20 protein-coding genes and 2 pseudogenes are annotated in these 24,945 nt (G+C 60.0%); 16 read left to right on the forward strand and 6 right to left on the reverse strand.

From position 1 onward, the window contains the following. Positions 1 to 31: 31 nt before the first annotated feature. Both CCGE525_RS39845 and CCGE525_RS17410 read right to left on the reverse strand, forming a co-directional pair. Positions 32 to 241: pseudogene (locus tag CCGE525_RS39845) on the reverse strand (helix-turn-helix domain-containing protein); the annotation flags it as partial. Positions 242 to 364: 123 nt separating this feature from the next. Continuing rightward, a pseudogene (locus tag CCGE525_RS17410) lies at positions 365 to 1,615 on the reverse strand (sigma-54-dependent transcriptional regulator); the annotation flags it as partial. Positions 1,616 to 1,838: 223 nt separating this feature from the next. On the opposite strand from CCGE525_RS17410, the gene CCGE525_RS17415 reads away from it, so the two are divergent. The 10 genes from CCGE525_RS17415 (at position 1,839) to hemH (ending at position 12,972) form a co-directional block, all read left to right on the forward strand. Next, positions 1,839 to 3,692 (forward strand): M3 family oligoendopeptidase, encoded by a 1,854-nt coding sequence (locus tag CCGE525_RS17415; RefSeq protein WP_120705367.1) that lies wholly within the window; start codon positions 1,839 to 1,841, stop codon positions 3,690 to 3,692. 23 nt (positions 3,693 to 3,715) lie between these two features. Next, positions 3,716 to 4,876, forward strand: a complete 1,161-nt coding sequence (locus CCGE525_RS17420; RefSeq protein ID WP_120706471.1) for an aminodeoxychorismate synthase component I — start codon at positions 3,716 to 3,718, stop codon at positions 4,874 to 4,876. After that, the gene (locus tag CCGE525_RS17425; protein WP_120705368.1) at positions 4,861 to 5,502 is read left to right on the forward strand and encodes an aminotransferase class IV family protein; all 642 of its coding nucleotides are present in this window, start codon (positions 4,861 to 4,863) and stop codon (positions 5,500 to 5,502) included. Before CCGE525_RS17420 ends, CCGE525_RS17425 begins: the two co-directional genes overlap by 16 nt. Positions 5,503 to 5,505: 3 nt before the next feature. Then, a complete protein-coding gene (locus CCGE525_RS17430; RefSeq protein WP_120705369.1) occupies positions 5,506 to 5,790 on the forward strand; it encodes a YciI family protein in 285 nt (94 codons plus the stop codon). A 6-nt stretch (positions 5,791 to 5,796) separates the two neighbouring features. Continuing rightward, positions 5,797 to 6,165: a nuclear transport factor 2 family protein gene (locus CCGE525_RS17435; RefSeq protein WP_120705370.1), complete on the forward strand. Its 369-nt coding sequence runs from the start codon at positions 5,797 to 5,799 to the stop codon at positions 6,163 to 6,165. A gap of 9 nt (positions 6,166 to 6,174) precedes the next feature. Next, positions 6,175 to 7,077, forward strand: a complete 903-nt coding sequence (locus CCGE525_RS17440; RefSeq protein WP_120705371.1) for a heme-dependent oxidative N-demethylase family protein — start codon at positions 6,175 to 6,177, stop codon at positions 7,075 to 7,077. Between the two features lie 136 nt (positions 7,078 to 7,213). Next, positions 7,214 to 8,665 carry a homospermidine synthase gene (locus tag CCGE525_RS17445; RefSeq protein ID WP_120705372.1) on the forward strand — a complete coding sequence of 484 codons (1,452 nt, stop codon included), beginning with the start codon at positions 7,214 to 7,216 and terminating at the stop codon, positions 8,663 to 8,665. 180 nt (positions 8,666 to 8,845) lie between these two features. After that, positions 8,846 to 9,217, forward strand: a complete 372-nt coding sequence (gene omp10, locus CCGE525_RS17450) for an outer membrane lipoprotein Omp10 (RefSeq protein ID WP_120705373.1) — start codon at positions 8,846 to 8,848, stop codon at positions 9,215 to 9,217. A 340-nt stretch (positions 9,218 to 9,557) separates the two neighbouring features. Continuing rightward, positions 9,558 to 11,846 (forward strand): 5'-nucleotidase C-terminal domain-containing protein, encoded by a 2,289-nt coding sequence (locus CCGE525_RS17455; RefSeq protein WP_120705374.1) that lies wholly within the window; start codon positions 9,558 to 9,560, stop codon positions 11,844 to 11,846. A gap of 100 nt (positions 11,847 to 11,946) precedes the next feature. Further along, positions 11,947 to 12,972 carry a ferrochelatase gene (gene hemH, locus CCGE525_RS17460; protein ID WP_120705375.1) on the forward strand — a complete coding sequence of 342 codons (1,026 nt, stop codon included), beginning with the start codon at positions 11,947 to 11,949 and terminating at the stop codon, positions 12,970 to 12,972. Between the two features lie 61 nt (positions 12,973 to 13,033). Here hemH and CCGE525_RS17465 read toward each other — a convergent pair whose 3' ends face one another. Further along, the gene (locus tag CCGE525_RS17465) at positions 13,034 to 13,942 is read right to left on the reverse strand and encodes a S1C family serine protease (protein WP_120705376.1); all 909 of its coding nucleotides are present in this window, start codon (positions 13,940 to 13,942) and stop codon (positions 13,034 to 13,036) included. Positions 13,943 to 14,346: 404 nt separating this feature from the next. On the opposite strand from CCGE525_RS17465, the gene CCGE525_RS17475 reads away from it, so the two are divergent. Together CCGE525_RS17475 and CCGE525_RS17480 are read left to right on the forward strand one after the other, a co-directional pair. Further along, positions 14,347 to 15,363 carry an SPFH domain-containing protein gene (locus CCGE525_RS17475; RefSeq protein WP_120705378.1) on the forward strand — a complete coding sequence of 339 codons (1,017 nt, stop codon included), beginning with the start codon at positions 14,347 to 14,349 and terminating at the stop codon, positions 15,361 to 15,363. Between the two features lies 1 nt (position 15,364). Next, positions 15,365 to 15,823: an NfeD family protein gene (locus CCGE525_RS17480; RefSeq protein WP_120705379.1), complete on the forward strand. Its 459-nt coding sequence runs from the start codon at positions 15,365 to 15,367 to the stop codon at positions 15,821 to 15,823. Here the strand turns inward: CCGE525_RS17480 and CCGE525_RS17485 are convergent, their stop codons facing one another. Next, complete coding sequence (locus CCGE525_RS17485; RefSeq protein WP_120705380.1) at positions 15,824 to 16,819, reverse strand: KpsF/GutQ family sugar-phosphate isomerase; 996 nt, start codon at positions 16,817 to 16,819, stop codon at positions 15,824 to 15,826. Between the two features lie 196 nt (positions 16,820 to 17,015). Here CCGE525_RS17485 and CCGE525_RS17490 point away from each other — a divergent pair, with 196 nt between their 5' ends. Next, complete coding sequence (locus CCGE525_RS17490) at positions 17,016 to 18,536, forward strand: outer membrane beta-barrel protein (RefSeq protein ID WP_120705381.1); 1,521 nt, start codon at positions 17,016 to 17,018, stop codon at positions 18,534 to 18,536. A 52-nt stretch (positions 18,537 to 18,588) separates the two neighbouring features. Here the strand turns inward: CCGE525_RS17490 and galU are convergent, their stop codons facing one another. Continuing rightward, positions 18,589 to 19,476, reverse strand: coding sequence for a UTP--glucose-1-phosphate uridylyltransferase GalU (gene galU, locus CCGE525_RS17495; protein WP_120705382.1), 888 nt, complete (start codon positions 19,474 to 19,476; stop codon positions 18,589 to 18,591). 206 nt (positions 19,477 to 19,682) lie between these two features. On the opposite strand from galU, the gene CCGE525_RS17500 reads away from it, so the two are divergent. From CCGE525_RS17500 to CCGE525_RS17510, 3 genes are all read left to right on the forward strand, one after another. Continuing rightward, complete coding sequence (locus CCGE525_RS17500; RefSeq protein ID WP_120705383.1) at positions 19,683 to 20,906, forward strand: lytic murein transglycosylase; 1,224 nt, start codon at positions 19,683 to 19,685, stop codon at positions 20,904 to 20,906. A gap of 87 nt (positions 20,907 to 20,993) precedes the next feature. Beyond that, a complete protein-coding gene (locus tag CCGE525_RS17505) occupies positions 20,994 to 22,184 on the forward strand; it encodes an SGNH/GDSL hydrolase family protein (RefSeq protein ID WP_120705384.1) in 1,191 nt (396 codons plus the stop codon). Positions 22,185 to 22,218: 34 nt separating this feature from the next. Beyond that, complete coding sequence (locus CCGE525_RS17510) at positions 22,219 to 23,304, forward strand: serine hydrolase domain-containing protein (RefSeq protein ID WP_120705385.1); 1,086 nt, start codon at positions 22,219 to 22,221, stop codon at positions 23,302 to 23,304. 56 nt (positions 23,305 to 23,360) lie between these two features. Here the strand turns inward: CCGE525_RS17510 and CCGE525_RS17515 are convergent, their stop codons facing one another. Beyond that, complete coding sequence (locus CCGE525_RS17515) at positions 23,361 to 24,815, reverse strand: glutamate synthase subunit beta (RefSeq protein ID WP_120705386.1); 1,455 nt, start codon at positions 24,813 to 24,815, stop codon at positions 23,361 to 23,363. Positions 24,816 to 24,945 lie beyond the last annotated feature (130 nt).

The raw sequence follows: 24,945 nt of genomic DNA on the forward strand, positions 1-24,945 counted from the left end.
AAAATATGCTTGCCTAAACGTTAAAATACTTTCAGGCTGCATGTTTCTGCGGGTCATCCGGGTCTATCCCATAGTCTTTCAACTTGCGATAGAGGGTCGAACGGCCAATCCCGAGCTTTCTCGCCACTTGACTCATTTGTCCTCGATAGAATTTGAGAGCGAATCGAATGAGCTCTTCTTCAACATCTGCGAGCTTTCTGACGTCGCCGGACGGGTCGGTGCTGGCGATGACATTGTCAGAAATATGTCCAGATTGTGTTTCGACGATCGAAAGCGGAGAGATTGTAATCACATCCGAGGAAATGACACGCATACCGTGCTCAAATCTCTCGGCTGCATCCGCGTCGGTGCTGAAAGTCTGAGAATTATCCACAACTAAAGTCGGATGCTCAGCGGTGAAATAACCTGGCAGCTGTGCCGCAATCTGCGGGAAATCGGCTTCAATCAGGTCTGCCCCCTCGGACAGCACGACCGCGCGGAAGATCGCGTTTTCGAGCTGGCGGATATTGCCCGGCCAGTCATAGGCCGTCAGCAATGCCAGTGCGCCAGGGCTGATCGAAAGCGAGTGGCCGAGCTTCTGCTCGAGCGCAAATCGGTCGGCGAAGGCGCGGGCAAGGTACGGGATATCCTCCTTGCGGCGGCGTAGCGCCGGCATGGTGATCGGGAAAACGTTGAGGCGATAATAAAGGTCTTCACGGAACCGGCCGGACTTCACTTCCTCGATCAAATCCTTGTTGGTGGCCGAGATCAGCCGGACGTTGACCTTCTGCGCGACGCGTGCGCCGACTGTCTCGATCTCGCCCTGCTGTACGGCGCGCAGGAGCTTGACCTGCACCTCCAGCGGCAGATCGCCGACTTCGTCGAGAAACAGCGTGCCACCGTCTGCTTCCATGAACTTGCCGACATGCCGCTCGGCAGCACCGGTGAACGCACCCTTCTCATGGCCGAAGAGAATACTCTCGACAAGATTGTGCGGAATCGCACCGCAATTCACCGTCACGAACGGTTTGCCGGCGCGGTCGCTGGCGGCCTGGATGGCACGCGCCACCAGCTCTTTGCCAACACCGGATTCGCCTTCCAGCACCACGGGGATGTTCGATTGTGCGGCTCTCTGGGCAAGGTCGACCACCCGCATCATCGCCGGGCTTGCCGAGACGATGTCGTCGAAACTGATCGCACTCGAACGCACCCTGCGTCCGGCACGCGCCCTTGCCTCGCGCTGATCGAGCTTCAACGCATTGGCGATCGAAGCCGCTATCCGTTCGGGCGACACCGGCTTGACGACGAAATCGAAAGCGCCAGCCCGCATGGCCTGCACCACGGTCTCAATGCCGCCCTGCCCCGTCTGCACGATGACGGGCAGATCGGTACCCATATCGCTCAACGCGCCCAGAAACTCGATGCCGTTCATCTCCGGCATCATGAGATCAAGCACGATCACATTGATCTGCTCGCTATTGCGCTTCAGAATCTCAAGGCCGAAGCGGCCATTCTCTGCCATATGAGCAACGTGTCCGTGCCGCTCGATAGCGTTTTTCAGCAGACGCCGTTGAATCGGATCATCCTCAACAACGAGAATCTGCGCGCCCCCCTTGGCGCTATTAAATACGGTCATTGGTGCCTCACTTCATGCGAAACCTGACGCGGACATTCGCAGAAAGGCTTGAACATGAAGTTTTGCCAAAGCATCGTATTTTAATCATCGTGACGAATGTAACATCGCGTGAGAGTCCGGTTGTTTGGCCCCAAGGAAATCCGCCCTTGCCGCCGCCTTTTCAGCGGAATAGACACGGACGGACCGGACTGTCCCGCAAAGAAAAGCAGAGGAACTACCGCCCATGAGCCCGACCTCGCTCTATTCATCCCTTAATTTTTCCGCTGGCCCGGCGGCGGCGGCCAATGCCGAACTCGGCGACCTGCCCGCCTGGAAACTCAGCGATCTCTATCCTTCCGCCACATCCACCGCCTTCGTCAGCGACATGGAAAAGGCTGGCAAGGCGGCAATCGCCTTCGAGGAAAAATGGAAGGGCAAGCTCGCCGACGCCGCGACAAAAACCGCCGATGCCGGCATCGGCGCCGCGCTGAAGGAATATGAAGCGCTGGACGACATCATGGGCCGCCTCGGCTCCTTCGCCGGACTGACCTATTTTTCCAACACCAGCGATCCGGCTAATGGCAAGCTCTATGGCGACGTGCAGGCGCGGCTGACGGACTATTCGGCCCATCTGCTGTTCTTCCCGCTTGAATTGAACCGTATCGACGATGCCGTGATGGATGCGTGCATGGCGAACGATCCGGCTGCTGGCCATTACCGTCCCTGGATCGTCGACCTGCGCAAAGACAAGCCCTATCAGCTCGACGACAAGCTGGAGCAGCTGTTCCTGGAAAAATCCATGACCAGCGCCGCCGCCTTCAATCGCCTGTTCGACGAGACCATGGCGGAACTGCGCTTCGACGTCGACGGCGAGAAGCTGCCGCTGGAAGTCGCCTTGAACATGCTGCAGGAAAAAGATCCGGAGGTACGCCGCAAGGCGGCAATGGCTTTGGCCGAGACCTTCAAGGCCAATTTGCGCGTCTTCACCCTGATCACCAATACGCTCGCTAAAGACAAAGACATTGCCGACCGCTGGCGCGGCTTCGAGGATATTGCCGACAGCCGGCATCTGGCAAACCGCGTCGAGCGCGACGTCGTCGACGCATTGGCAGCGGCGGTGCGCGATGCCTATCCGCGCCTCTCGCACCGCTATTACAAGATGAAGGCCAAGTGGCTCGGCATGGAACAGATGAACTTCTGGGACCGCAACGCGCCGCTACCCGAAACCTCCAACGCGCTGATCCCCTGGACCGAGGCGAAACAGACCGTTCTTTCCGCCTACGGCAATTTCGCCCCTGAGATGGCCGCGATCGCCAAGCGGTTCTTCGATGAGGAATGGATCGATGCGCCGGTGCGTCCCGGCAAGGCGCCGGGCGCCTTCGCGCACCCGACCGTTCCTTCCGCCCACCCTTACGTCCTCGTCAACTATATGGGCAAGCCGCGCGATGTCATGACGCTGGCGCATGAGCTCGGCCATGGCGTGCATCAGGTGCTTGCCGGCGGCCAGGGCGCGCTGATGTGCCAGACGCCGCTGACCTTGGCTGAAACCGCGTCCGTCTTCGGCGAAATGCTGACCTTCCGCGCGCTGCTCGACAAGACCACGGACAAGCGCGAGCGCAAGGCGATGCTCGCCCAGAAGGTCGAAGACATGATCAACACGGTCGTCCGCCAGATCGCCTTCTACGAATTCGAGCGCAAGGTGCACACTGCGCGCAAGAACGGCGAACTGACATCAGACGATATCGGCGAGCTGTGGCTCTCCGTCCAATCGGAGAGCCTCGGTCCGGCGATCAAGATCTCCGAGGGCTATGAGACCTACTGGTCTTATATCCCCCACTTCATCCATTCGCCCTTCTACGTCTACGCTTACGCTTTCGGCGACTGCCTGGTGAATTCGCTTTATGCCGTCTACCAGAATGCCGAGCAGGGCTTTCAGGCGAAATATTTCGAGATGCTGAAGGCCGGCGGCACCAAGCATCATTCCGAACTCCTGAAACCCTTCGGCCTCGATGCGACCGATCCGTCGTTCTGGAGCAAGGGACTGTCGATGATCGAAGGGCTCATCGACGAGCTGGAGGCGCTTGATAAAAGCGCTTGATGCACATTGATGTAGAATCGCGCATGGCCGATGCCCAACCCTACGTCCTCTTTCGGGACGACAGCACTGGACAGGTAATGATCTTCGCCGAGCCGGCGGAGATCATCATTGCTCGAACGCACGCGGAATTTTTCGATGCCCTTGAGCGGATGCAGAAGGCGAAGGCCGAGGGAAAATGGCTGGCGGGCTATCTGGCCTATGAGGCCGGCCATCTCTTTGAGGAAAAACTTGCGCCTTTCGCCGAAGAGAACCGCGAGACGCCGCTGCTCTGCTTCGGCGTTTTCGATGCTCCCGCGGCCGATGGTCATGCCCTCGCCCAGCCACTTCAACGCCTTGAAAACGAACCGTTTCTGACTGGCGCCACGGCTGCTTGGGATTTCCCCGTATATAAAGAGAGATTCGACCGGCTGCATTGGCACTTGCGCCAGGGCGACTGCTATCAAGCAAACCTTACCATGCCCATCACCGCCCGTTGGAATGGCGACGCCCGCGCTGCCTTCTGGTCGCTGATCGACCGTCAACCGGTAAAGTACGGCGCGCTGGTCGATCTCGGCGGCCCGATCATCCTATCGCGGTCGCCCGAACTCTTCTTCCGCACGGATGAGGATGGCTGGATCGAGACACATCCGATGAAGGGCACGGCCAAACGTGGCGCCGACGCCGCCGAGGACACAGAAATCATCAGCGCCATGCTCGCCGACGAAAAGACGCAGGCCGAAAACCGCATGATCGTCGACCTCTTGCGCAATGATATCTCACGCATCACCGAGGTCGGCACCCTCGACGTGCCGAAACTTTTCGAGATCGAGACCTATCCGACGGTGCACCAGATGGTCAGCCATGTGCAGGCGAAGCTGCGCCCCAATATGACCATCCGCGATATCTTCGCCGCCCTATTCCCCTGCGGCTCGATCACCGGCGCACCGAAAATGCGGGCGATGGAAATCCTGCACGAGCTCGAAGACGGCCCTCGCGACGCCTATTGCGGAGCAATCGGCATGATTTCGCCATCCGGCGCCATGCGCTTTTCCGTGGCGATCCGCACCATCACGCTGTTCGATAACGGCCGCGCCGTCTTCAATGTGGGCGGCGGCATTGTTTTCGATTCGACGGCGGAAGCGGAATATGAAGAATGCCTGTTGAAGGCACGCTTCGCCGTGGGGGACCGATGGATCAAGCGCTAGACGACTTTTCGCTGATCGAGACGTTGCGCTATGAACCGCAAACAGGTTTTGTGCGTCTGCGCTTACATCTTGCCCGATTGCAACGTTCCGCCCGTCGTCTGGGTTTCCCCGCGCCGAAAGATGCGCTGACGAAACTGGATGCTATCGTTGCTGGCGCGAACGCGTCGTTGCGGGTCCGCCTAACTTTCGATCGCACCGGACGAACGGACATCACCACCGCGCCTTTCACGCCTCTCGTTACCGATACGGTCTGGCGCGTCCACATTGCAGAGACACGCGTCGATTCCGCCGACAAGCTGCTGCGCGTCAAAACCACTCGCCGGTCCGTCTATGAGGCCGCCCGCGCCGAATATTCGCTAGCAGAGGCTGACGAGGTGCTTTTGCTCAATGAAAAGGGCGAGGTCTGCGAGGGCACCATCACCTCGATTTTCCTCGACGATGGCTCCGGCATGTTGCGTACCCCACCCATTTCTTCAGGGCTGCTCGCCGGCGTGTTGCGCACCGAACTCATCTGCCAGCGCAAGGCGCGCGTCGGCCGCATAGGGCTGGACGATCTCGAAAAAGGCAGCCTTTATGTCGGAAACTCTCTGCGCGGACTGATCCGCGCGCAACTCCTACGGAATTGATTGATGTTCATCCTCTCGCTAACCTATCTCAAAGGCAATGACGAAGCCGATAAGTACATGCAACCGCATATGGCCTGGGTAAAGGAAGGCTATGCCAAGGGCTGGTTCCTGGCTTCCGGCCGCAAGGTGCCCCGTACCGGCGGCGTCATCTTCGCCCGAGGAGACCGCGCCGAACTGGAAGCCTATGTCGCGGTCGATCCCTTTACTGTTCACGGCATCGCAACATACGACGTCACGGAGATAGCCCTGACGACCGTGACAGAGGGCTTGGAAGCGTTGAAGAGCTAAAAAACGATGGACGATCTACAGGCGCGCTTGAAAGATCTGGAAGAACGGCTCTTTGACCCGGCGGTGCGCGGCTCCCGGCAGATGCTGGCGGATTTACTCTCTGCTGACTTCCGCGAGATCGGCAGCTCCGGCCGGCTCTTCGACCTGGAGGACGTCCTGACCCGGCTTCCGGTAGATCCGGAGGATATCGCCTTGCGGGCACTCGAGGACTTCGACGCTCGTCTGCTTTCGGACGGCATCGCTCTCGTCACATATCGGGCCACCCGCGCATCTCCCGACAAGCCAGCGGTCAGAACGCTGCGCAGCTCGATCTGGCGATTGGAAGCGGATGGGCACTGGCGGATGCTATTCCATCAAGGCACGTTAATGCGGTAGGTTCCAACCATGACTCTACCCACCTACACGCCCTATGATGGCTCCGCAAAACCCTTCACGATCGGTCTTATGCCGCTCGACCCGCTGCGATGGATCGAGCCCGATGCCGATCTTGACCGCTATCTCGATGAAAAACAGCGGCTTCTGCGAGACCATCGCGACGCCATTTTCCTCTCGGAGACCGGCTCCGAAGATGCCCAGCAGGAATGTCTCGATCTCCTAGCTGCGTATCTTTGCCAGCAACATCCCGGCTTCCACCGCCGCGAAGGCGACATCGTCTCTGCCGCGGGGCACTCTGTCGATCTTGCCGACCCCAACCTGCCTCCGCTTCTGAAAGCAGGCTCGCTGATCGCCGACGATCTTGTGATCATGCGGCGCAAGACCGATGGCTGGCACCTCGTCGCGGGCCATGTCGCCTTCCCCTCGTCATGGTCCCTTGCCGAGAAATTCGGGCGGCCTATACAGGCGATCCACGGCGAAGTGCCCGGTTTCGGCGAAGGCACCCGCAATGCGGTGCTCATCAACCGCATCTTCGACAATCTTCAGGTGACGCAGCCGGTCGAACGATTCAATTGGTCCGTCAGCACCAGCGGCAATCTCCACCTGCCGTTTCCGCCTGTCCGCCCAAAGGTCGGCGAGGCCTTTACCCTCAATCAACGCTTCGCGCGTATCGAGCGGCAAACACTACGGAAACTGCCCATATCTGGCGATATTCTCTTCACGATCCGCATCTACGTTGATCCGATCGCCGCGATCGCCAACCATGCCAAAGCTTCGGAACTGGCGTTAAGCTTCGCCGCACAATTGGATGCATTGGACGAATCGCAAGCGGCTTATAAAGGTCTGGTTCATCAGAAAGCAGAGCTCGCCAGGCAATTGCGAGCGCTTGTGGAAGTTGCTTCACCGGCTTGACATTTGGCCGATAAGCCGGAACGGCTCTTTATTGTGACATCAATTTATGGTTAGAGCCGTTCAACTCGCATTTTCGCGCTAACATTGATTGTATTTCATAGGCCGAACGGCGTCCTGCCTTTCGAAGGAGACAAGAATGACGGAACAGAACTATCCGGTATATGCCGAAATTACCGGTCCGATCGTGATGATCGGCTTTGGCTCCATCGGCCGCGGCACCTTGCCCCTGATCGAGCGCCATTTCAAATTCGACAAGAGCCGGATGGTCGTCATCGACCCGCAAATGGACGCCGAGCACTTGGCGATCCTGGAAAGGCACGGTGTCCGTCATATCCAGGAATACGTCACCAAGAACAACTACAAAGACCTCTTGATGCCGCTTCTGACGGAAGGCGGCGGTCAGGGCTTCTGCGTCAACCTTTCTGTTGATACGTCGTCGCTCGACCTCATCAAGTTCTGCCGCAAGCACGACGTGCTCTATATCGATACCGTCGTCGAACCTTGGCTCGGCTTCTATTTCGACAAGAACATGAAGAATGCGGATCGCACCAACTACGCGCTTCGTGAGACCGTGCGCAAGGAAAAGGCGAAGAACCCCGGCGGCGCGACAGCGGTTTCTACCTGCGGCGCAAACCCGGGCATGGTGTCCTGGTTTGTCAAGCAGGCGCTCGTCAATCTCGCCAACGACATCGGCCTCAAATTCGAAGAGCCGGATCAGCATGACCGCGAAGGCTGGGCCAAGCTGATGAAGAAGGTCGGCGTCAAGGGCATCCACATTGCAGAGCGGGACACGCAGCGCACCAAGCATCCGAAGCCGCTGAACGTCTTCTGGAATACCTGGTCGGTCGAAGGCTTCATCTCCGAAGGACTGCAGCCGGCCGAACTCGGCTGGGGCACCCACGAAGAATGGATGCCGAAGAACGCCAAGACGCACAAGAAGGGCAACAAGGCCGCCATTTACCTGGAACAGCCGGGCGCCAACACCCGCGTTCGCACCTGGTGCCCGACACCGGGTCCCCAGTATGGCTTCCTGGTCACGCACAACGAATCGATCTCGATTGCCGACTTCTTCACGGTCCGCGATAAGGATGGCGAAGTCACCTTCCGTCCGACCTGCCACTACGCTTATCATCCGGCCAACGATGCCGTGCTCTCGCTGCACGAAATGTTCGGCAACGGCGGCACGCCGCAGCCGGTTCACCACGTTCTCGATGAAGATGAGCTGGAAGATGGCATCGACGAACTCGGCGTGCTGCTCTATGGCCACGACAAGAACGCTTATTGGTACGGTTCGCGCCTGTCGCTCGAAGAGACACGCCGCATCGCCCCATACCAGAATGCAACCGGTCTTCAGGTGACGTCCGCCGTCCTCGCCGGCATGGTCTGGGCTCTGGAAAATCCGACCGCCGGCATCGTCGAAGCCGACGAGATCGACTACAAGCGCTGCCTCGAAGTGCAGTTGCCCTATCTCGGTCCGGTTGAAGGCCACTACACCGATTGGACGCCGCTTGATGGCCGGCCGGGCCTCTTCCCGGAAGACATCAACACCAAGGATCCGTGGCAGTTCAAGAACATCCTGGTTCGCTGATCGGCGGATCATCCGAATAGTCGAAGATCGAAATGCCCGCACAGGCTGTGCGGGCATTTTTGTTACGCTCGTCGGATAAATCGAAGTGACGGATTGTGGAGCCTTGCTTTCAACAGATGGCCGCGCCATGTTTCCCGCAACTACACGACATCAGTCCGCCTTCAATCGCGGGAGACATTTATGAAGATTAGAACCAGCCTTGCTCTTATTGCCGCCGCGGCAGCGCTTTCTGCCTGCGTCGATTTCGGTGGATCAAGGGCCCCGCCTGCTATGCAAGCCAGCGCGCAGCCGCAGGGAGTGGAAGGTAACTGGAGCGATGCGAACGGCCTCATTTCGACCTTCCAGGCCGGCACCTTCACCACTCACACCACCGACAGCAACTCGGTTCTGGCTTCGGGCACCTATACCAACGTTTCTCCCGGCCTGATCGAAATCAACATGACCTCGCTGGTGCGCAAGACCCAGTCCAAGATCAACTGCGCCCTGATCAGCGCCTACCAGCTCAATTGCACCTCCGATGCCGGGAAGCAGTTTTCCCTCAATCGCCGATAAGCTGAAACAGGCGGCATGGACGGATAAGCGCCATCTGCATAATGGCGCCTATTCGTCTGTGTCCCCACATTGCCGCTTGGCCTTCCGGCGGTGGTTTTCCCCACCAATAGCGACCGAACGACAGGCATCGCGCGCTTGATTGACGCCGCCCGAGAATCTTAACGCGATGCCTCCAACGAGGCCTGCATTTGACGCTGCGACTTCTTTCCCACGGATTTGCAAAATCCTAATAAACCCAACAGCTTTCGCTTGCGCTCTTCCCGCCGTGATGGAAACATTCATGCCGGGAACCGCCTAGGCGCATGGGCGGACCGGATTTGGTGAGCAACAGGAGAAAGAGATGACGAAGCCCTTAGGAGTGGGTCTTTTAGCCGCCGCCGCGTTGGCGCTCAGCGCCAGCGCCGCTTTCGCGGATTACCAGCTAAACATTCTGCACTTCAACGATCTCCATTCGCGCATAGAGTCGATCAACAAGTTCGATGCCACCTGCTCCGCTGCCGAGGAGGCCAAGAACGAATGCTTTGGCGGCGCTGCACGGCTGAAGACGGCCATCGACCAGAGGCGCGCCGCGCTCGCCGGCCAGAATGTGCTGGTGCTCGATGCCGGCGATAATTTCCAGGGCTCGCTGTTCTACACGACGTACAAGGGGGCGGCCGAGGTCGAATTCCTCAACGATATGAAGATCGACGCCATGACCGTCGGTAATCATGAGTTCGATGACGGCGAAGGCCCGCTTGCCGCCTTCCTCGACAAGGCACAGTTCCCGGTCGTGACAGCGAATATGGTGATCGACGACCAGTCGAAGCTCGGCGACCGCATCAAGAAATCCATCGTGCTAGACATCGGCGGCCAGAAGATCGGCATCGTCGGCGCAGTCACGACCGAGACGCCCGAACTCGCCTCGCCCGGCCCCCACGTCAAGATCACCGACGATGCCGCCGCCATTAGCGCCGAGGTGGACGCGCTGAAGTCGCAGGGCGTCAACAAGATCATCGCGCTGACCCACGTCGGCTATCCGCGCGATGTCGAGAAGATCGGCAGGATCGCCGGCGTCGATGTCGTCGTTGGCGGCCATTCGCATACGCTGCTGTCGAACACCGATCCGAAGGCCGCCGGCCCCTATCCGACCATGGTCGACAATCCGGCCGGCTATAAGGTCCCGGTCGTCCAGGCTGCCTCCTACAGCAAATATCTCGGCGATATCGTCATCACCTTCGATGACAACGGCGTCGTCAAGGAGGCCAAGGGCGATCCGATCCTGCTCGATTCCTCGATCAAGCCAGACCCCGCGATATCAGCCCGTATCCAGGAAATGGCCAAGCCGATCGAAGAGCTGCGCCAGAAAGTCATCGGCGCCTCCACCGACCCGATCGATGGATCGCACGACGTCTGCCGCGCAGCCGAATGCCCAATGGGCAATCTCGTGGCCGACGCCATGCTCGATCGCACGAAAAACCAGGGCATCAGCATCGCCATCCAGAACGGCGGCGGCCTGCGTGCCTCCATCGGCGGCGGCAACGTCACCATGGGTGACGTGCTGACCGTGCTGCCGTTCCAGAACACGCTCGCCACCTTCCAGTTGACCGGCGCCGACATAAAGGCGGCGCTGGAAAACGGCCTCAGCCAGATCGAGGACGGCGCCGGCCGTTTCCCGCAGGTCGCCGGTCTGAAATATACTTTTGACAAGTCAAAGCCGCCCGGCAGCCGCGTCGTCTCCGTCTTGGTGCAAGAGGGCACGGAGTTCGTGCCTCTCGATCCGAACAAGACCTACGGCGTCGTCAGCAACAATTATATGCGCGCCGGCGGCGACGGCTATGTCGTCTTCGCGCAAAACGGCAAAAATGCCTATGATTTCGGCCCCGACTTGGAAGCAGTCGTCGCCGACTATCTGGCGGCGCATAATCCCTACAAGCCTTACACCGACGGCCGCGTGACCCAGGTTGCCGCAACCGCAGCGACCGCCCAACCGGAGGCGGCGAAACCCGCGGAAACGCAACAGGCGGCACCATCGGATCAGAAACCCGCCCCGGCCGCGGCCGATACCAGCGCAACACCCTCCACAACGGCTCCCGCTGCTTCAACTCCCACCGCGACACCCAACACGTCAACATCTCAAACGACAGCGCCCGCCGCGACCCCGCCGGCAGCGACGGCCCCCTCTATGACCGCACCTGCCGCTTCGACACCCAGCACCACTACGACACCCGACACGTCAACGTCTCAGACAACGACGCCGGCCGCCCCCCCTCCGGCGACGACCGCTCCGGCAACAACAGCCCCTGCGACCAATACTCCGGCCACGACGACGGCGCCCGCCACGACAGCGCCCGCTGCTTCAACGCCCAGCACCCCCGCGCCTGCTGCGCCAACGCCTGAGACCACCGCGCCGACGACAACGGCTCCCGCTGCCACAGCAACGGCACCGGAGACCACAGCACCGGCCCCTCAGGCTAGCGAGCCGCCGAAAACACCGACCACCCATGTCATCGTCGCCGGCGACACGCTCTGGGATATCGCCAAGACTTATTACGGCGATGCCAATGGATGGCGCAAACTTCTGGCTGCCAATCACAATCTCAGGCCACACCACCTTACCATCGGTCGTGAATTGAAGATTCCGGCCAAGTAAGGACGATTTGTCTCGTAAAAAGTCGGCCGGTCCGGGCTTTTCCGGGCCGGCTTTTGTTTCTATGTGAGGTGCTTCCATTTCGTTGAGAGGAATACAACTGATGACCGCAGAAGCCCCGACCGGCCAGTCACAGCAAAAGTCCGGCAAGATCGGCGTCCTTCTCGTCAATCTCGGCACGCCCGACGGCACCGACTACACCTCTATGCGACGCTATCTGCGCGAATTCCTGACCGACAAGCGCGTCATCGAATGGTCTCCATGGAAGTGGTACCCGATCCTGTTCGGCATCGTCCTCAACACCCGCCCCTCCAAGGTCGGCAAGGCCTATGAGACGATCTGGAACAAGGAAAAGAACGAAAGCTTCCTGCGGACTTATACCCGCAACCAGTCGGACTTGATGGCCGAGCGGCTGACAGATTTGCCTGACGTAATCGTCGATTGGGCGATGCGCTACGGGAAACCCTCGATCGCAGAGCGTATCCAGACGCTGAAGGATCGGGGCTGCGACCGCATCCTGCTGTTTCCGCTCTACCCACAATATGCGGCCGCAACCACCGCTACCGTCAATGACAAGGCTTTCGAGAAACTGATGGCCATGCGCTGGCAGCCGGCGCTACGCACGGTGCCCGACTACCATACCGATCCCATCTATATCGACGCGCTCGCCAACTCCGTCACCCGGCATCTCGCCACACTCGACTGGCAGCCGGAAAAGATCCTTGCGTCCTTCCACGGCATCCCGCTTTCCTATTCCGAAAAGGGCGATCCCTATTACGGCCAATGCATCGAGACCACGCGACTGCTGCGCGAGAAGCTCGGACTTTCCGAAGACAGGCTGATGATTACCTTCCAGTCCCGCTTCGGCCCGGAAGAATGGCTTCAGCCCTATACCGATAAAACAGTGGAACGCCTCGCCAAGGAAGGCAGCAAGCGCATCGCCGTCCTCAATCCCGGCTTCGTCTCGGACTGCCTGGAAACACTCGAAGAAATCGCCGAACAGGCGGCCGAATCCTTCCACCACAATGGCGGCGAAAAGTTCGCGCACATCCCCTGTCTGAACGACAGCGAGGATGGCATGCGGGTGCTGGAGAAGGTGGTGCGGCGGGAGTTGCTGGGTTGGGCTTAAGGGGTGCTCTTGCGGCATCGAACCCCGTTCCGACCGGAAGCTCCGTCACGCCGGCGATACCTCATTGCAGTTGCGGCTTCCGGAGGAAACTGTTGCGGTCGGCCGACTTGATGCGCAGCCATGCTTCGCGACCGTCGCGCAATATCCTCATGGGGATTTCTGCACCGGCAGGGCCACTTTCCCACACCTTGCGATAGAAATCAGCCAGGCTATCAACTTCCCCATCTCGGATCTCGGAGATGACGTCGCCTCGACGCAGGCCTGCTTGAGCCGCCGGGCCCCCTTCCGCAACGCTCATGACCACGACCTCGCCATTGCTCTCGGCGGAGAAAGCGCCGAGCCAGGGCCTGGGCGGCTTGTTGACTTGGCCCCGGTTGAGCAGATCATCGAGAATTGGCGGCAGCAAATTGATCGGCACGACCATATTGATATCGGCAGTCTCTTCGTTTTGGGAGGCCATCTGCAGGTGAAGCGAGCCGATGCCCAAAAGCTTGCCGTCCGTGTTGAGGAGCGCAGCACCTCCCCATGAAGGATGGGCGGGCGCGACGAAGATCGCCTCGTCCAGCAGGTATTCCCAATAACCCGCGAATTCCTGCTTGGCCACGATGTTCGCGCGGACGAATTGACCGATTCCGTCAGCGATCACCACCGGATCGCCGATCTCGGCCTCGGCCACGTCGCCGAAATCCAGTGCGGGGACGCCAAGCGACCCCAGCGCCTGGACCAGGCCAAAGCCGGTTTCCTGATCGTAGGCAAGTGCATGCGCAGGAACCACATGACCATCATTGGTCGTCAGCCAGACCTCGTCGGCCTCGGTGATCAGATAACCGATCGTGAGCACCAGCCCGTTACCTCTGATGACCACACCGCTGCCTTCCCGCCGGGTCCCTAGTGCCCCGGCTGTAAAGGCATCTTCCGGAATTGAAGCGTGTACGGCCACGATTGACCGCAAAGTCCTATCGATATTCATAGTCTCACCCTCATGATGCGCCATGCGATGGCTCAGAAGGCTACGCGGCGGCAGAAAGCAGATACATTTCCTACCCTTAAGGTATGACGATGTATGGTAAGTGCAAGACCTTGCGCGAGATTGAGTATCTCGGCCACTTTCGGCTGAATTTATTCCGCAGGCGAGAGGGCGGCGGGAGCTGCCCCTTCGGGTCGGGAACGCAACGTTTCCGTCCGCACTTTCATGCCGTCAAACAGGGCAAAAGGTCTGAAGACGCGGGCCATTCCGCCCTTGCCGAGAACATGCTAACCCACCACATCAGATTGGGCTGCCGCATGGCCTGTTCGTCCGAATCGGCTGATATCGCGGCAGGTCTTTGAAGTGACGCAAACCTGCATCGTGCGGGAGCGTCTAGGGAGGATTTTATGGTAATCGGTGGGTTCAGCATCGTTGTGATTGCCTTGGTTGTCTTGGTCATCCTGGTGCTGTTTGCAGGAATCAAGACCGTGCCGCAGGGATATCGCTACACGGTCCAGCGCTTCGGCCGCTATATCCGCACGCTGGAGCCGGGGCTCAATCTGATCGTGCCCTTCATCGAAACGGTCGGCGCACGCATGAATGTGATGGAACAGGTCCTCGCCGTCCCGACGCAAGAGGTCATCACCAAGGACAATGCCAGCATCGCCGCCGATGCGGTCGCCTTCTTCCAGGTGCTGAATGCGGCTCAGGCTGCCTATCAGATCACCAATCTCGAAACCGCGATCCTCAATCTCACCAAGACGAACATCCGCTCCGTCATGGGCTCGATGGATCTCGACGAATTGCTGTCGAATCGCGACGCCATCAACGAGCGGCTGCTGCGCGTGGTCGATGAAGCAGCCGAGCCCTGGGGTATCAAGGTGACGCGCGTGGAAATCAAGGACATCCAGCCGCCCAAGGATCTCGTCGATGCCATGGCACGGCAGATGAAGGCCGAGCGCGAAAAGCGCGCTCAGGTTCTGGAAGCGGAAGGCTTGCGCAATGCGCAGATTCTGCGCGCCGAAGGCGCCAAGCAAGCCGCAGTTCTCCAGGCCGAAGGCCAGCGCGAGGCAGCGTTCCGCAATGCCGAGGCCCGCGAGCGCCTCGCTGAGGCAGAAGCCAAGGCGACGCGCGTGGTGTCTGAGGCCATTGCGGAGGGCAATGTGCAGGCGATCAATTACTTCATTGCGCAGAAGTACACGGAAGCCCTGAGCGCGATCGGCTCCGCCGGCAATTCGAAGATCGTGCTCATGCCGATGGAAGCCAGCTCCATTATCGGTTCACTGGGCGGCATCGGCGCCATCGCCCGTGAAGTCTTCGGCGACAATGGCGATGGCAACGGCGCGCCGCAGCCTTCTCGTCCGCGGACGAGCTCCGCGCGCACCACGCCTTCGATCAATCCTTTGACGTCTAGGGAGAGCTGAGATGTTCGACAATCTCGTCGTCGAACTCGGCCCTTGGAGCTGGTGGCTGGCGGGCCTAGTGCTGCTCGCTGCTGAACTGATCCTGCCGGGCTTCTTCCTTGTGTGGATCGGCTTGGCTGGCATCATCGTCGGCGCTTTATCGCTGCTTTTCTGGGATAGCGCCTTCTGGATCTGGCAAGTGCAAGGACTTGTCTTCGCCGCCACGGCCGTGATTGTTACCCTGCTCGGTCGTCGCTACCTCTATGGCAACAACCAGGCCACCGACGAGCCCTTCCTGAACCAGCGCAGCGCCAGCCTGGTCGGACGCACGGCAACGCTCGACCAACCGATCACCGAAGGCCGGGGGCGCATTCGTTTGAACGATACCTATTGGACGGTAAACGGACCAGATTTGCCCGTGGGCACCCGCGTCAAGGTCGTCGCCAGCAGCGGCCGCGACCTTACAGTCGAACCAGCCTGATCAGGCGACGCCGATACGCAGCAGATCGTGGAAGTGAACGATGCCGATCGGCCGCCGGGCGTCATCGACAACGATCAGCGCCGAGATATTGTGGCGGTTCAGCAATGCCATCGCACCGGTCGCCAGCGTCGTTTCCTTCACCGTCTTCGGATTGCGCGTCATTACCTCGTCCACGCACATCTCCGCAAGGCTGCTACCGATATTGCGGGCAATATCGCCGTCGGTCACAATGCCGCAAAGACACCCGTAATCATCGACGACGCCGACGCAACCGAAGCGCATTTGCGCCAGCGTCATGACGGCTTCCCGCATACCCGTGCCAAGCTTGACCAGGGGTACGCGATCGCCCTTGTGCATGATATCGGCGACATGCGAGAGGCTGGCGCCCAATTTGCCGCCCGGGTGGAAGGTACGGAAATCCTCCGCGGTGAAGCCCCGCGCCTCCAAGAGCGCCACGGCAAGCGCATCGCCGATCGCAAGCTGCAACAGCGTCGATGTCGTTGGCGCCAGCCCATGCGGGCAGGCTTCCTGTTCCTTGGGCAGCAACAGCACGACATCCGATTCGCGCGCCAGCGTCGAGGTTTCGCCGGCCGTAATGGCGATCATCGGGATCGAGAAACGGCGCGAATAGCTGATAATGCCACGAAGCTCAGCGCTTTCGCCGCCCCAGGACATAGCAATGATGACGTCGTCATGGGTAATCATGCCGAGATCACCGTGATTGGCCTCGACCGGATGGACGAAGAAAGCCGGTGTTCCCGTAGAGGCCAGGGTGGCGGCGAGCTTATTGCCGATATGGCCGCTCTTGCCGACTCCGGTCACGATGACGCGCCCGTTAATCTCGCCCAGAAGCTCCACCGCGCGGCTGAAAGGTTCGGCCAAACCATTGACCAACGAACGCTCCAGCGCCTCCAGCCCCCGCCTTTCGGTCTCGATCGTCCGCATCGCGGACTCAATCGCACCGTTCTCGATGAGTCTTACAGCTCTCTTGTTCATGACGGAGGCCTAACGCTTTTCTGCAAATCTGTCCACCGGAGATCGATTTTGCACAGCGACGATGGGTAGTCGCGTCACCAAAGCCAATTCCGTCATCATCACTCCTTGTAGTCCGCTGGCAAGGAAGCGTTAACCATGAGCCTTTACGGTTGGGTAACGATTTAAAGCATTTCCAGTAAGGTCAGCATAGGATCAAATGGACATTGGCAAGAACAAGGCGGGTGGTTGCTCCCTCCGGCTGACGGCGTGCGCTGCATCCGCTCTGCTGGGCTGGGGCGCGCTCGCCATGCCGATGCCGGTTCATGCGCAATCGCTCGATATCAGCCAGAGTTCCGGCGCCAATCTAACGGCGACTTCGACCGGTATAGACAGCCTCGATCTGCCCGGTTCCGACACGACGACCACGACATCCTCTAAATCGAAGGCGGCCAAGACCGCGACAGATACGGCCGCCGCACCCAATGCCCGCCTCAGGCTCGACGGCATCGACCCGACCACGACAGGTTCCACCCTTGATGACGATCTGCGCCGCGTCAATTTGCGCGAGACCAGTGTCGATGACCTGAAGGCGCGGCAACATCCGGATCGCGAAGATGTACAGGGCATACCACTCGGCACATTCACCCTGCGCCCCTCCGTCAACCAGTCCATCAATGTCGAGCGCAACCGCACCGGCTCCACCAACGATGACCGCAGCTTCCTGCAAACCGATCTCCGCAGCACGCTGAAATCGGATTGGGATCGCCATGCCCTGACCATTACCGGTGAGGGTGTCTGGCAGAAAAACCTGAGCGGCAATGGCGCTGAACAACCGACTGTTGATATCAATGCCGATCTGCGCCTCGACCTTCCCGCCGATACGACGGCGCATATCACCGCCGGCTATCAATTCTTCCGTGAAGACACCAGCGATCCGAACGCTATTGCCGGCGCCTCCAAGCAATCGGCCGTTAACCAGTTCGACGCCGGCGCATCGCTGGAGCGCGATTTCGGCGTGCTGCGCGGCACGACCGCCTTGGCGTTGGTCCGCACCGTCTATTCCGATGCCACCCTGTCGGACGGAACGCAGGTCACGCTCAGCGACCGCAACCAGACGGCCGGCACCTGGCGTGGGCGTATCGGCTACGAATTGTCCCCCGCCCTGATCCCCTTCCTGGAAGCCGATCTCGGCCGCACCCTCTACGACCAGTCGCAAGACAGCAACGGCTACGCCCGTTCGAACCAGAGTTACGGCGGCAAGGCCGGCATGGAGCTCGACCTCGGCGAAAAGATGAAGGGCGAACTGGGCTTCGGCTATCTACACACGCAATTCGACGATTCGCGCCTTGCCTCGATCGATTCGCCGACCGTCGACGGCAATCTCGCCTGGTCGCCACAGCGCGGCACGGATGTCAGCATCGGTCTCTCAACCACCTTCCAGCCCTCCACGACAGCGGGCGAAAGCGGCTACACCGCTTATCAGTTGACGAGCACATTGAGCCAGGAACTGCGCGACGACCTCACCGCCAAACTGACGGGTGGCACGATCTGGCGCGACTACCCGTCCAGCAGCGCCACATCAGACGAAACCGAATATGACGCCGCATTCGGCCTGATCTGGGGCATCAACCGCTACCTCGATCTGACCAGCAATGTCGGCTACCAGCTAACGTCGCGAAAGACGGGCGATGATACCCAGCAGCTCCAGGCGGGCGTGGGATTGACGGTGAAGAGGTAGGTCTTCGGCCGCCCTCTTGCCCCGCAAGAACGGGGCAAGAGAGGACAGGCCTCTACTTGAGCGCCTCGATAAGCGCCTTGAACCCGTCCTCGATGGTCGGGCGGATATCCGCACGGGCGAGCGCGAAGGCGACGTTGGCGAGAATGAAACCATCCTTCGACCCACAGTCGAAAGTCTGGCCCTGGAAGTGATAGCCGGCGAAATCCTGCTCTTGCGCAAGCTTCAGCATGCCGTCCGTCAGCTGGATCTCATTGCCCGCACCACGCTCCTGGCTCTCCAGGATGTGGAATATCTCCGGCTGCAGGATATAGCGGCCGTTGATGAAGAAATTCGACGGAGCCTTGCCCTTGGCCGGCTTTTCCACCATTTCGGTAATGCGGAAGCCGTTGCCGACGGTGTCACCAACGCCGACGATGCCGTATTTGTGGGTCTGATCCGGAGCGCATTCCTCGACAGAGATGACGTTGCCGCCGCTATGCTCATAAAGCTCGATCATGCCCTTCATGCAGCCCTTTTCCGCACGCATGACCATGTCGGGCAGCAGCAGCGCAAACGGCTCGTCGCCGACGATCTCACGGGCGCACCACACGGCATGGCCGAGGCCGAGCGGCTCCTGCTGGCGCGTGAAGCTTGCAGTACCTGCCTTCGGCAGCAGGCCGTTCAGCAGCGACAGCTCGGCACTCTTGTTACGCTGACGCAGCGTGTGCTCGAGCTCGAACTGAATGTCGAAATAGTCTTCGATGACATGCTTGCTGCGGCCGGTCACGAACACGAAATGTTCGATCCCCGCTTCCATCGCCTCATCGACGACATACTGGATAACCGGCTTGTCGACGACGGTCAGCATTTCCTTCGGCACCGCTTTGGTCGCCGGCAAGAACCGCGTCCCAAGTCCGGCGACCGGAAATACTGCCTTACGCACCTTTTTATGCTGTCCCACTCATACCTCCTGGGGAATTACGTCGCTTCGCGCCAAAACTGTTCCGAGGGTCAGTAGTATAGAATTGCTACTGTTTCGCAAATGATGACTGACCCCGACTTCCATGGTAAAGAATTTGTTGACTTCGTTTCTGTAGTGTCATGCTTGGGCGAATGCTAAGGGCATCGCCGCACCGAAATCCAAAGTATTGATGGACACGGCTGTTGATGACCCCAAACCGCAAACTCTCCCTTCGTGGTCTCGCTCTGGCGCTCGCGCTCGGTGCCTTTGCGGGACTCGCCCCCGTTAACGCCAATGCGGACCCAGGGTTCCAGAAATGGATCGCGGGTTTCTACGATACCGCGGCTAAAAGCGGCATTACGCAGTCAACCTATCGCAAAGCATTTGCCGGCGTGACGGACCCCGACCCCACGGTCCTCGAAAAAGCTCAGTACCAACCGGAATTCACAACCCCGATCTGGGATTATCTGGATTCCCGCGTCAATCCCTATACCATTGATATTGGCCGGAAGATGGCGGCCAAATACGGTTCGACACTGCGTACACTTGAACAGCATTTCGGCGTGGACCGCAACATTGTCTTAGCCATCTGGTCGATGGAATCGAACTACGGCGCGGTATTGGCCAAGGACGAGAAGCTGCATTATGTGCCTCGTGCGTTGGCGACCCTTGCCTATGCCGACCCGAAGCGCGCCAACTATGCCAGAAAACAATTGATCGCGGCGCTGAAGATTCTGCAGAGCGGCGATGTGCCGCGCGAAGAGCTCAACGGCTCCTGGGCCGGCGCCATGGGCCATACGCAGTTCATTCCGACCAGCTACCTGCTCTATGCCGTTGATGCCGACGGCAGCGGCCATGCGGACATTTGGAACTCAGTTCCCGACGCCCTGGCAACGACCGCCAATCTCTTGGCAAAGAACGGCTGGAGCACCGGCCGCACCTGGGGCTACGAAGTGAAGGTGCCGCCAGGCGGCAGCGCACAGGCCGGCAAGACTCATACCCTCGCTCAGTGGGCAGCCCTTGGCTTTGTCCGCCCGAACGGCAAAGGCTTCAGCCAGACCGCCGATCGCGCGCAACTGAAGATGCTTGGCGGACCTGACGGCCCCGGCTTCCTGATGGCCGGCAACTTCTTCACCATCAAGCGCTACAACGCATCCGACAGCTATGCGCTCGCCGTTGGCCTGCTTGCCGATCAAATCGCTGGGTATGGTGGCATGCAGCAATCCTGGCCGCGTCCGAGCGGCACGCTGGACGTCAAACAGAAATTCGAGCTGCAGACCCGCTTGAAGGAGCTCGGCTATTATGACGGCGTAGTCGACGGCAATTTCGGTTCCGGCTCCAAGGCCGCCATTACCGCTGTGCAACAGCATTTCGGCATGAGCGCCGACGGTGAGCCGTCGCTGAACCTGCTGAAGGCACTACGCAAGTAGGTCGCGACCGTCGGCGTGAGCCTTGGATTTGCTGGACGGCGATGCCGTCCTCATGCGACCATGGGGTAGTGAGCGGAAAAGAGCCCGATGAAGAACCGACCTGCCCGCGCCATCATGGCTGCCACAAAAGCCATCCTTGCGACGCTTGTTGCCGCCTGTTTCACGCTTACGTGTCTGCTGTCGTCGGCTGAGGCGCAGGAGCCGCGGCGTAGAACTTTGCTCGAAATGCTGTTTGGCCGTTCCGAGCCCGATATCCCTGAGCAGCAGCCTGCGCCGAGACGCACAATTCGGCCGCCACGCAAACGGATTGCCCCGCCGCCGCCCCGTCAGGTGGTCGCTCAACCGGAAACACCGCCGCAGGTACAAAAGCTGCCTGACGCCAAGTCGATCCTCGTCGTCGGTGATTTCCTGGCAGGTGGCCTGGGTGTCGGACTGGAGGATGCCTTTTCCACCTCCCCCGGCGTCGTCGTCCAGACACACAGCACCGTTGCCTCCGGCCTCGTCCGCCAGGACTATTACAACTGGCCGCAACAGCTGCCCGCCATGCTGGATCAATTGAAACCAGCGATGGTCGTCGTGATGATCGGCGCCAACGACCGCCAGCAGATGGTTGGTGACGGCCTCAACGAAAAATACGGCACCGACCCTTGGTTCCTAGCCTATGAAGAGCGCATACAGGAGTTCGGCAAGCTGGTGACGAGCCGGCATATCCCGTTGCTCTGGGTCGGTCTGCCGCCCTTCGGCTCGGACCAGATGACGGCGGATGCGGTGAAGCTCAACCAGCTCTATCAGAGCCAGGTTCAAAGTGTCGGCGGCGAGTTCATCGATATCTGGGACGGGTTTACGGACCAGAACGGCCAGTTCATTGTCACCGGCTCCGACATCAACGGCCAGCAGGTGCGGCTCAGAACCGCCGACGGAATCAACCTGACGGCAGCGGGCAAGCGCAAGGTCGCCTTCTATGTCGAAAAGCCGACGCGCCGCCTGCTTGGCGATCAGGCGAGCCCGGATATCATCCGCCTCGATACAGGCAATTCGCTCCCAGTCGAACAGGCCAACCTGCCGCCGGGGGAGATGGAGAAGGTTACCCGTACCCAGCCCGTGAGTCTCTCAGATCCCAATCTAGACGGCGGCTCGCAGCTTCTCGGCGGCGCTCCCCCGCGCAATCCCATCACACCATCACCTCGCGATCTCTTGGTCGAAAAAGGCGAAATGGCCCCCGCGCCGACTGGACGCGTTGACGATTATCGGCTGCCGGCGGCTACAACTGCTCCGTAACCCACCACCGGATATCAACGAAGGGCAATTTCGAATGCTCGGATCGCACGCAGACCTCAGCCTGCCGGAAGCAGTGGCGGATGGATGGACGTCTTCGATCCCTGAGGAACATGGTTTCGACGCGGACAGATTGCGAGGCATCGGCTCGCATTTCGAGGCATGGGCAGCGGCAAATGCCCATGCAGTCGTAATCGCTCGCCATGGCAAACTGGTCTACGAGCGATATTTCACTGGGGAGGACAGGGCATGGGCGACTCCGCTTGGCCGTGTCTCCTATCATGCGGGCCTCAGACACGATCTTCGCTCAATCACCAAAAGCATCACCTCTTTGCTCGTCGGCATCGCCATTGAAAACGGCTGGATCACCGACCTCGACATACCGGTTTTCTCGTTCTTTCCTGATCACGGCGATCTCCGTACGCCGGAGAAAGACAGGATTACGCTCCGCCACCTGCTGACGATGTCCGCCGGCCTCGCCTGGAGCGAGGAACTGCCTTACAGCAATCCTGCCAATAGCGAGCGCCGGATGATGGAGGCTCCCGACCAGCACCGCTATGTTCTGGAACAACCTGTCGCTAGGCCGGCTGGCGCTGTTTATACCTACAATGGCGGCTTGACCGCCCTCCTCGGCGCCATTCTGGATAGGGCATCGGGTCGACAACCCGATCAGCTTGCAAAAGAATTTCTCTTCTCTCCACTCGGTATCGATGATGTGGAATGGATTCGCTATCCAAACGGCACGCCCAATGTTACTTCCGGCCTGCGTATGCGGCCTCGCGACGTCGCCAAGATCGGCCAATTGATCTTGAACAAGGGCAGCTGGAACGACGCCAGAATCGTATCGCCAACTTGGATCGACCAAGCCACATCACCGCAAATCCAGGGGGAAGGCCTGTATTTTTATGGCTTCCAATGGTGGCTTGGGCGCTCGCTGATCGATCGACAGGAGGTTAGCTGGAGTGCGGCCGTTGGTTGGGGTGGACAAAGACTCTATGTCATTCCGAGCTTGGACATGACAATCGTGGCGCTGGCAGGATTATATGACAATCCGGCACTGCAGCCGGCCGTCGGAGATACCGTCCTTCGACGCTTCGCACTGCCAGCCGCAATGAACCGCTGAACGGAAAGGCGCCGCCGAAGCAGAGCCTTTCCTGCCCTCAATAGCGCCAAGCGCTTTTACCGCGGCAGTACCGTCGAACCCATCAGGGCCTCGTCGATCGCACGGGCGGCCTGGCGGCCTTCGCGGATGGCCCAGACGACCAGGGATTGGCCGCGGCGAACGTCGCCGGCGGTCCAGAGCTTGTCGACCGAGGTCTTGTAGCTCTTGTCGTCGGCAACGACATTGGTCGAGCCACGGCGGTCCGTGTTCAGCGTCAGCTTGCCGTCGAGTTCCCTGAGCACGCTGTCGGTGAACGGGCCGCGGAAGCCGATGGCGATGAAGGCGAGATCGGCGCGGATGACGAATTCCGTCCCGGCGATAGGCTGGCGGCGCTCATCCACTTCGCAGCACTTTACACCGGTCAACACACCATCTTCGCCGACGAATTCCAGCGTTGCGACCTGGAATTCGCGCACGGCACCCTCGGCCTGCGAAGAGGAGGTACGCATCTTCGTCGCCCAGAAGGGCCAGACGGCCAGCTTGTCTTCCTTTTCCGGCGGCTGCGGGCGGATGTCGAGCTGAGTCACCTTGACGGCGCCCTGACGGAAAGCAGTGCCGACGCAGTCCGATGCCGTATCGCCGCCACCGACGACGACAATATGTTTACCGCCGGCGAGGATCGGATCGGACGGCCAGCCGATGCTGTCGATGTTTTCGCGGCCGATGCGACGATTCTGCTGCACGAGATAGGGCATGGCGTCATGGACACCGGCAAGCCCGGTGCCGGGAATACCGGCCTCGCGCGGGGTTTCCGAGCCGCCGCAATAAAGAACAGCGTCATAATCAGCCAGAAGCTGCTCGACATTGACGTCGACGCCGACATTGACGCCGCAATGGAAGGTGACGCCCTCGCCCTTCATCTGCTCGACGCGGCGGTCGATGAAGTTCTTCTCCATCTTGAAGTCCGGAATGCCGTAGCGCAGCAAGCCACCGGGCTTCGTTTCGCGCTCGTAGACATGGACCTCATGGCCGGCGCGGCCAAGCTGCTGAGCCGCAGCCATGCCGGCGGGGCCGGAGCCGATGACGGCGACCTTCTTGCCGGTATGGACCGTTGCCGGTTCCGGGCGGATGAAGCCGAGCTCATAGGCCTTGTCGGCTATGGCCTGCTCGACCGTCTTGATCGCGACCGGGGCGTCCTCGAGGTTCAGCGTGCAGGCTTCCTCGCAAGGCGCCGGGCAGACACGGCCGGTAAACTCCGGGAAGTTGTTGGTCGAATGCAGGTTGCGGATCGCCTCTTCCCAGTTGTTGTTGTAGACGAGGTCGTTCCAGTCCGGAATCTGGTTGTGAACAGGGCAGCCGGTCGGGCCGTGGCAATAGGGAATGCCACAGTCCATGCAGCGCGCGGCCTGTTTCTGTACTTCCTGGTCCGACATGGGGATCGTGAATTCGCGGAAATGCCGGATGCGATCAGACGCCGGTTGATACTTGCCAACCTGCCGGTCGATTTCCAAGAAGCCTGTTACCTTGCCCATGCTTTCGTTTCCTCACTCTAGTAGAGGAGCCGATGGCTCCTGTGCCTGCAGGCAAATCCCGCTGCCCTGTCAGGCACTGTAATTCAAATTCGATTCCGCTGTTCGACAGTTGCGATCGCCTCTCCGGCGA

Source organism: Rhizobium jaguaris (assembly GCF_003627755.1).
In the GTDB taxonomy this organism is placed as follows: Bacteria; Pseudomonadota; Alphaproteobacteria; order Rhizobiales; family Rhizobiaceae; genus Rhizobium; species Rhizobium jaguaris.

What these genes read in the sequence shown, in the direction of transcription:
- CCGE525_RS17415 (WP_120705367.1), top strand. Translation starts at nt 1,839, where the DNA reads ATGAGCCCGACCTCGCTCTATTCATCCCTTAATTTTTCCGCTGGCCCG.
- CCGE525_RS17420 (WP_120706471.1), top strand. Translation starts at nt 3,716, where the DNA reads ATGGCCGATGCCCAACCCTACGTCCTCTTTCGGGACGACAGCACTGGA.
- CCGE525_RS17425 (WP_120705368.1), top strand. Translation starts at nt 4,861, where the DNA reads ATGGATCAAGCGCTAGACGACTTTTCGCTGATCGAGACGTTGCGCTAT.
- CCGE525_RS17430 (WP_120705369.1), top strand. Translation starts at nt 5,506, where the DNA reads ATGTTCATCCTCTCGCTAACCTATCTCAAAGGCAATGACGAAGCCGAT.
- CCGE525_RS17435 (WP_120705370.1), top strand. Translation starts at nt 5,797, where the DNA reads ATGGACGATCTACAGGCGCGCTTGAAAGATCTGGAAGAACGGCTCTTT.
- CCGE525_RS17440 (WP_120705371.1), top strand. Translation starts at nt 6,175, where the DNA reads ATGACTCTACCCACCTACACGCCCTATGATGGCTCCGCAAAACCCTTC.
- CCGE525_RS17445 (WP_120705372.1), top strand. Translation starts at nt 7,214, where the DNA reads ATGACGGAACAGAACTATCCGGTATATGCCGAAATTACCGGTCCGATC.
- omp10 (WP_120705373.1), top strand. Translation starts at nt 8,846, where the DNA reads ATGAAGATTAGAACCAGCCTTGCTCTTATTGCCGCCGCGGCAGCGCTT.
- CCGE525_RS17455 (WP_120705374.1), top strand. Translation starts at nt 9,558, where the DNA reads ATGACGAAGCCCTTAGGAGTGGGTCTTTTAGCCGCCGCCGCGTTGGCG.
- hemH (WP_120705375.1), top strand. Translation starts at nt 11,947, where the DNA reads ATGACCGCAGAAGCCCCGACCGGCCAGTCACAGCAAAAGTCCGGCAAG.
- CCGE525_RS17465 (WP_120705376.1), bottom strand. Translation starts at nt 13,942, where the DNA reads ATGAATATCGATAGGACTTTGCGGTCAATCGTGGCCGTACACGCTTCA.
- CCGE525_RS17475 (WP_120705378.1), top strand. Translation starts at nt 14,347, where the DNA reads ATGGTAATCGGTGGGTTCAGCATCGTTGTGATTGCCTTGGTTGTCTTG.
- CCGE525_RS17480 (WP_120705379.1), top strand. Translation starts at nt 15,365, where the DNA reads ATGTTCGACAATCTCGTCGTCGAACTCGGCCCTTGGAGCTGGTGGCTG.
- CCGE525_RS17485 (WP_120705380.1), bottom strand. Translation starts at nt 16,819, where the DNA reads ATGAACAAGAGAGCTGTAAGACTCATCGAGAACGGTGCGATTGAGTCC.
- CCGE525_RS17490 (WP_120705381.1), top strand. Translation starts at nt 17,016, where the DNA reads ATGGACATTGGCAAGAACAAGGCGGGTGGTTGCTCCCTCCGGCTGACG.
- CCGE525_RS17500 (WP_120705383.1), top strand. Translation starts at nt 19,683, where the DNA reads ATGACCCCAAACCGCAAACTCTCCCTTCGTGGTCTCGCTCTGGCGCTC.
- CCGE525_RS17505 (WP_120705384.1), top strand. Translation starts at nt 20,994, where the DNA reads ATGAAGAACCGACCTGCCCGCGCCATCATGGCTGCCACAAAAGCCATC.
- CCGE525_RS17510 (WP_120705385.1), top strand. Translation starts at nt 22,219, where the DNA reads ATGCTCGGATCGCACGCAGACCTCAGCCTGCCGGAAGCAGTGGCGGAT.
- CCGE525_RS17515 (WP_120705386.1), bottom strand. Translation starts at nt 24,815, where the DNA reads ATGGGCAAGGTAACAGGCTTCTTGGAAATCGACCGGCAGGTTGGCAAG.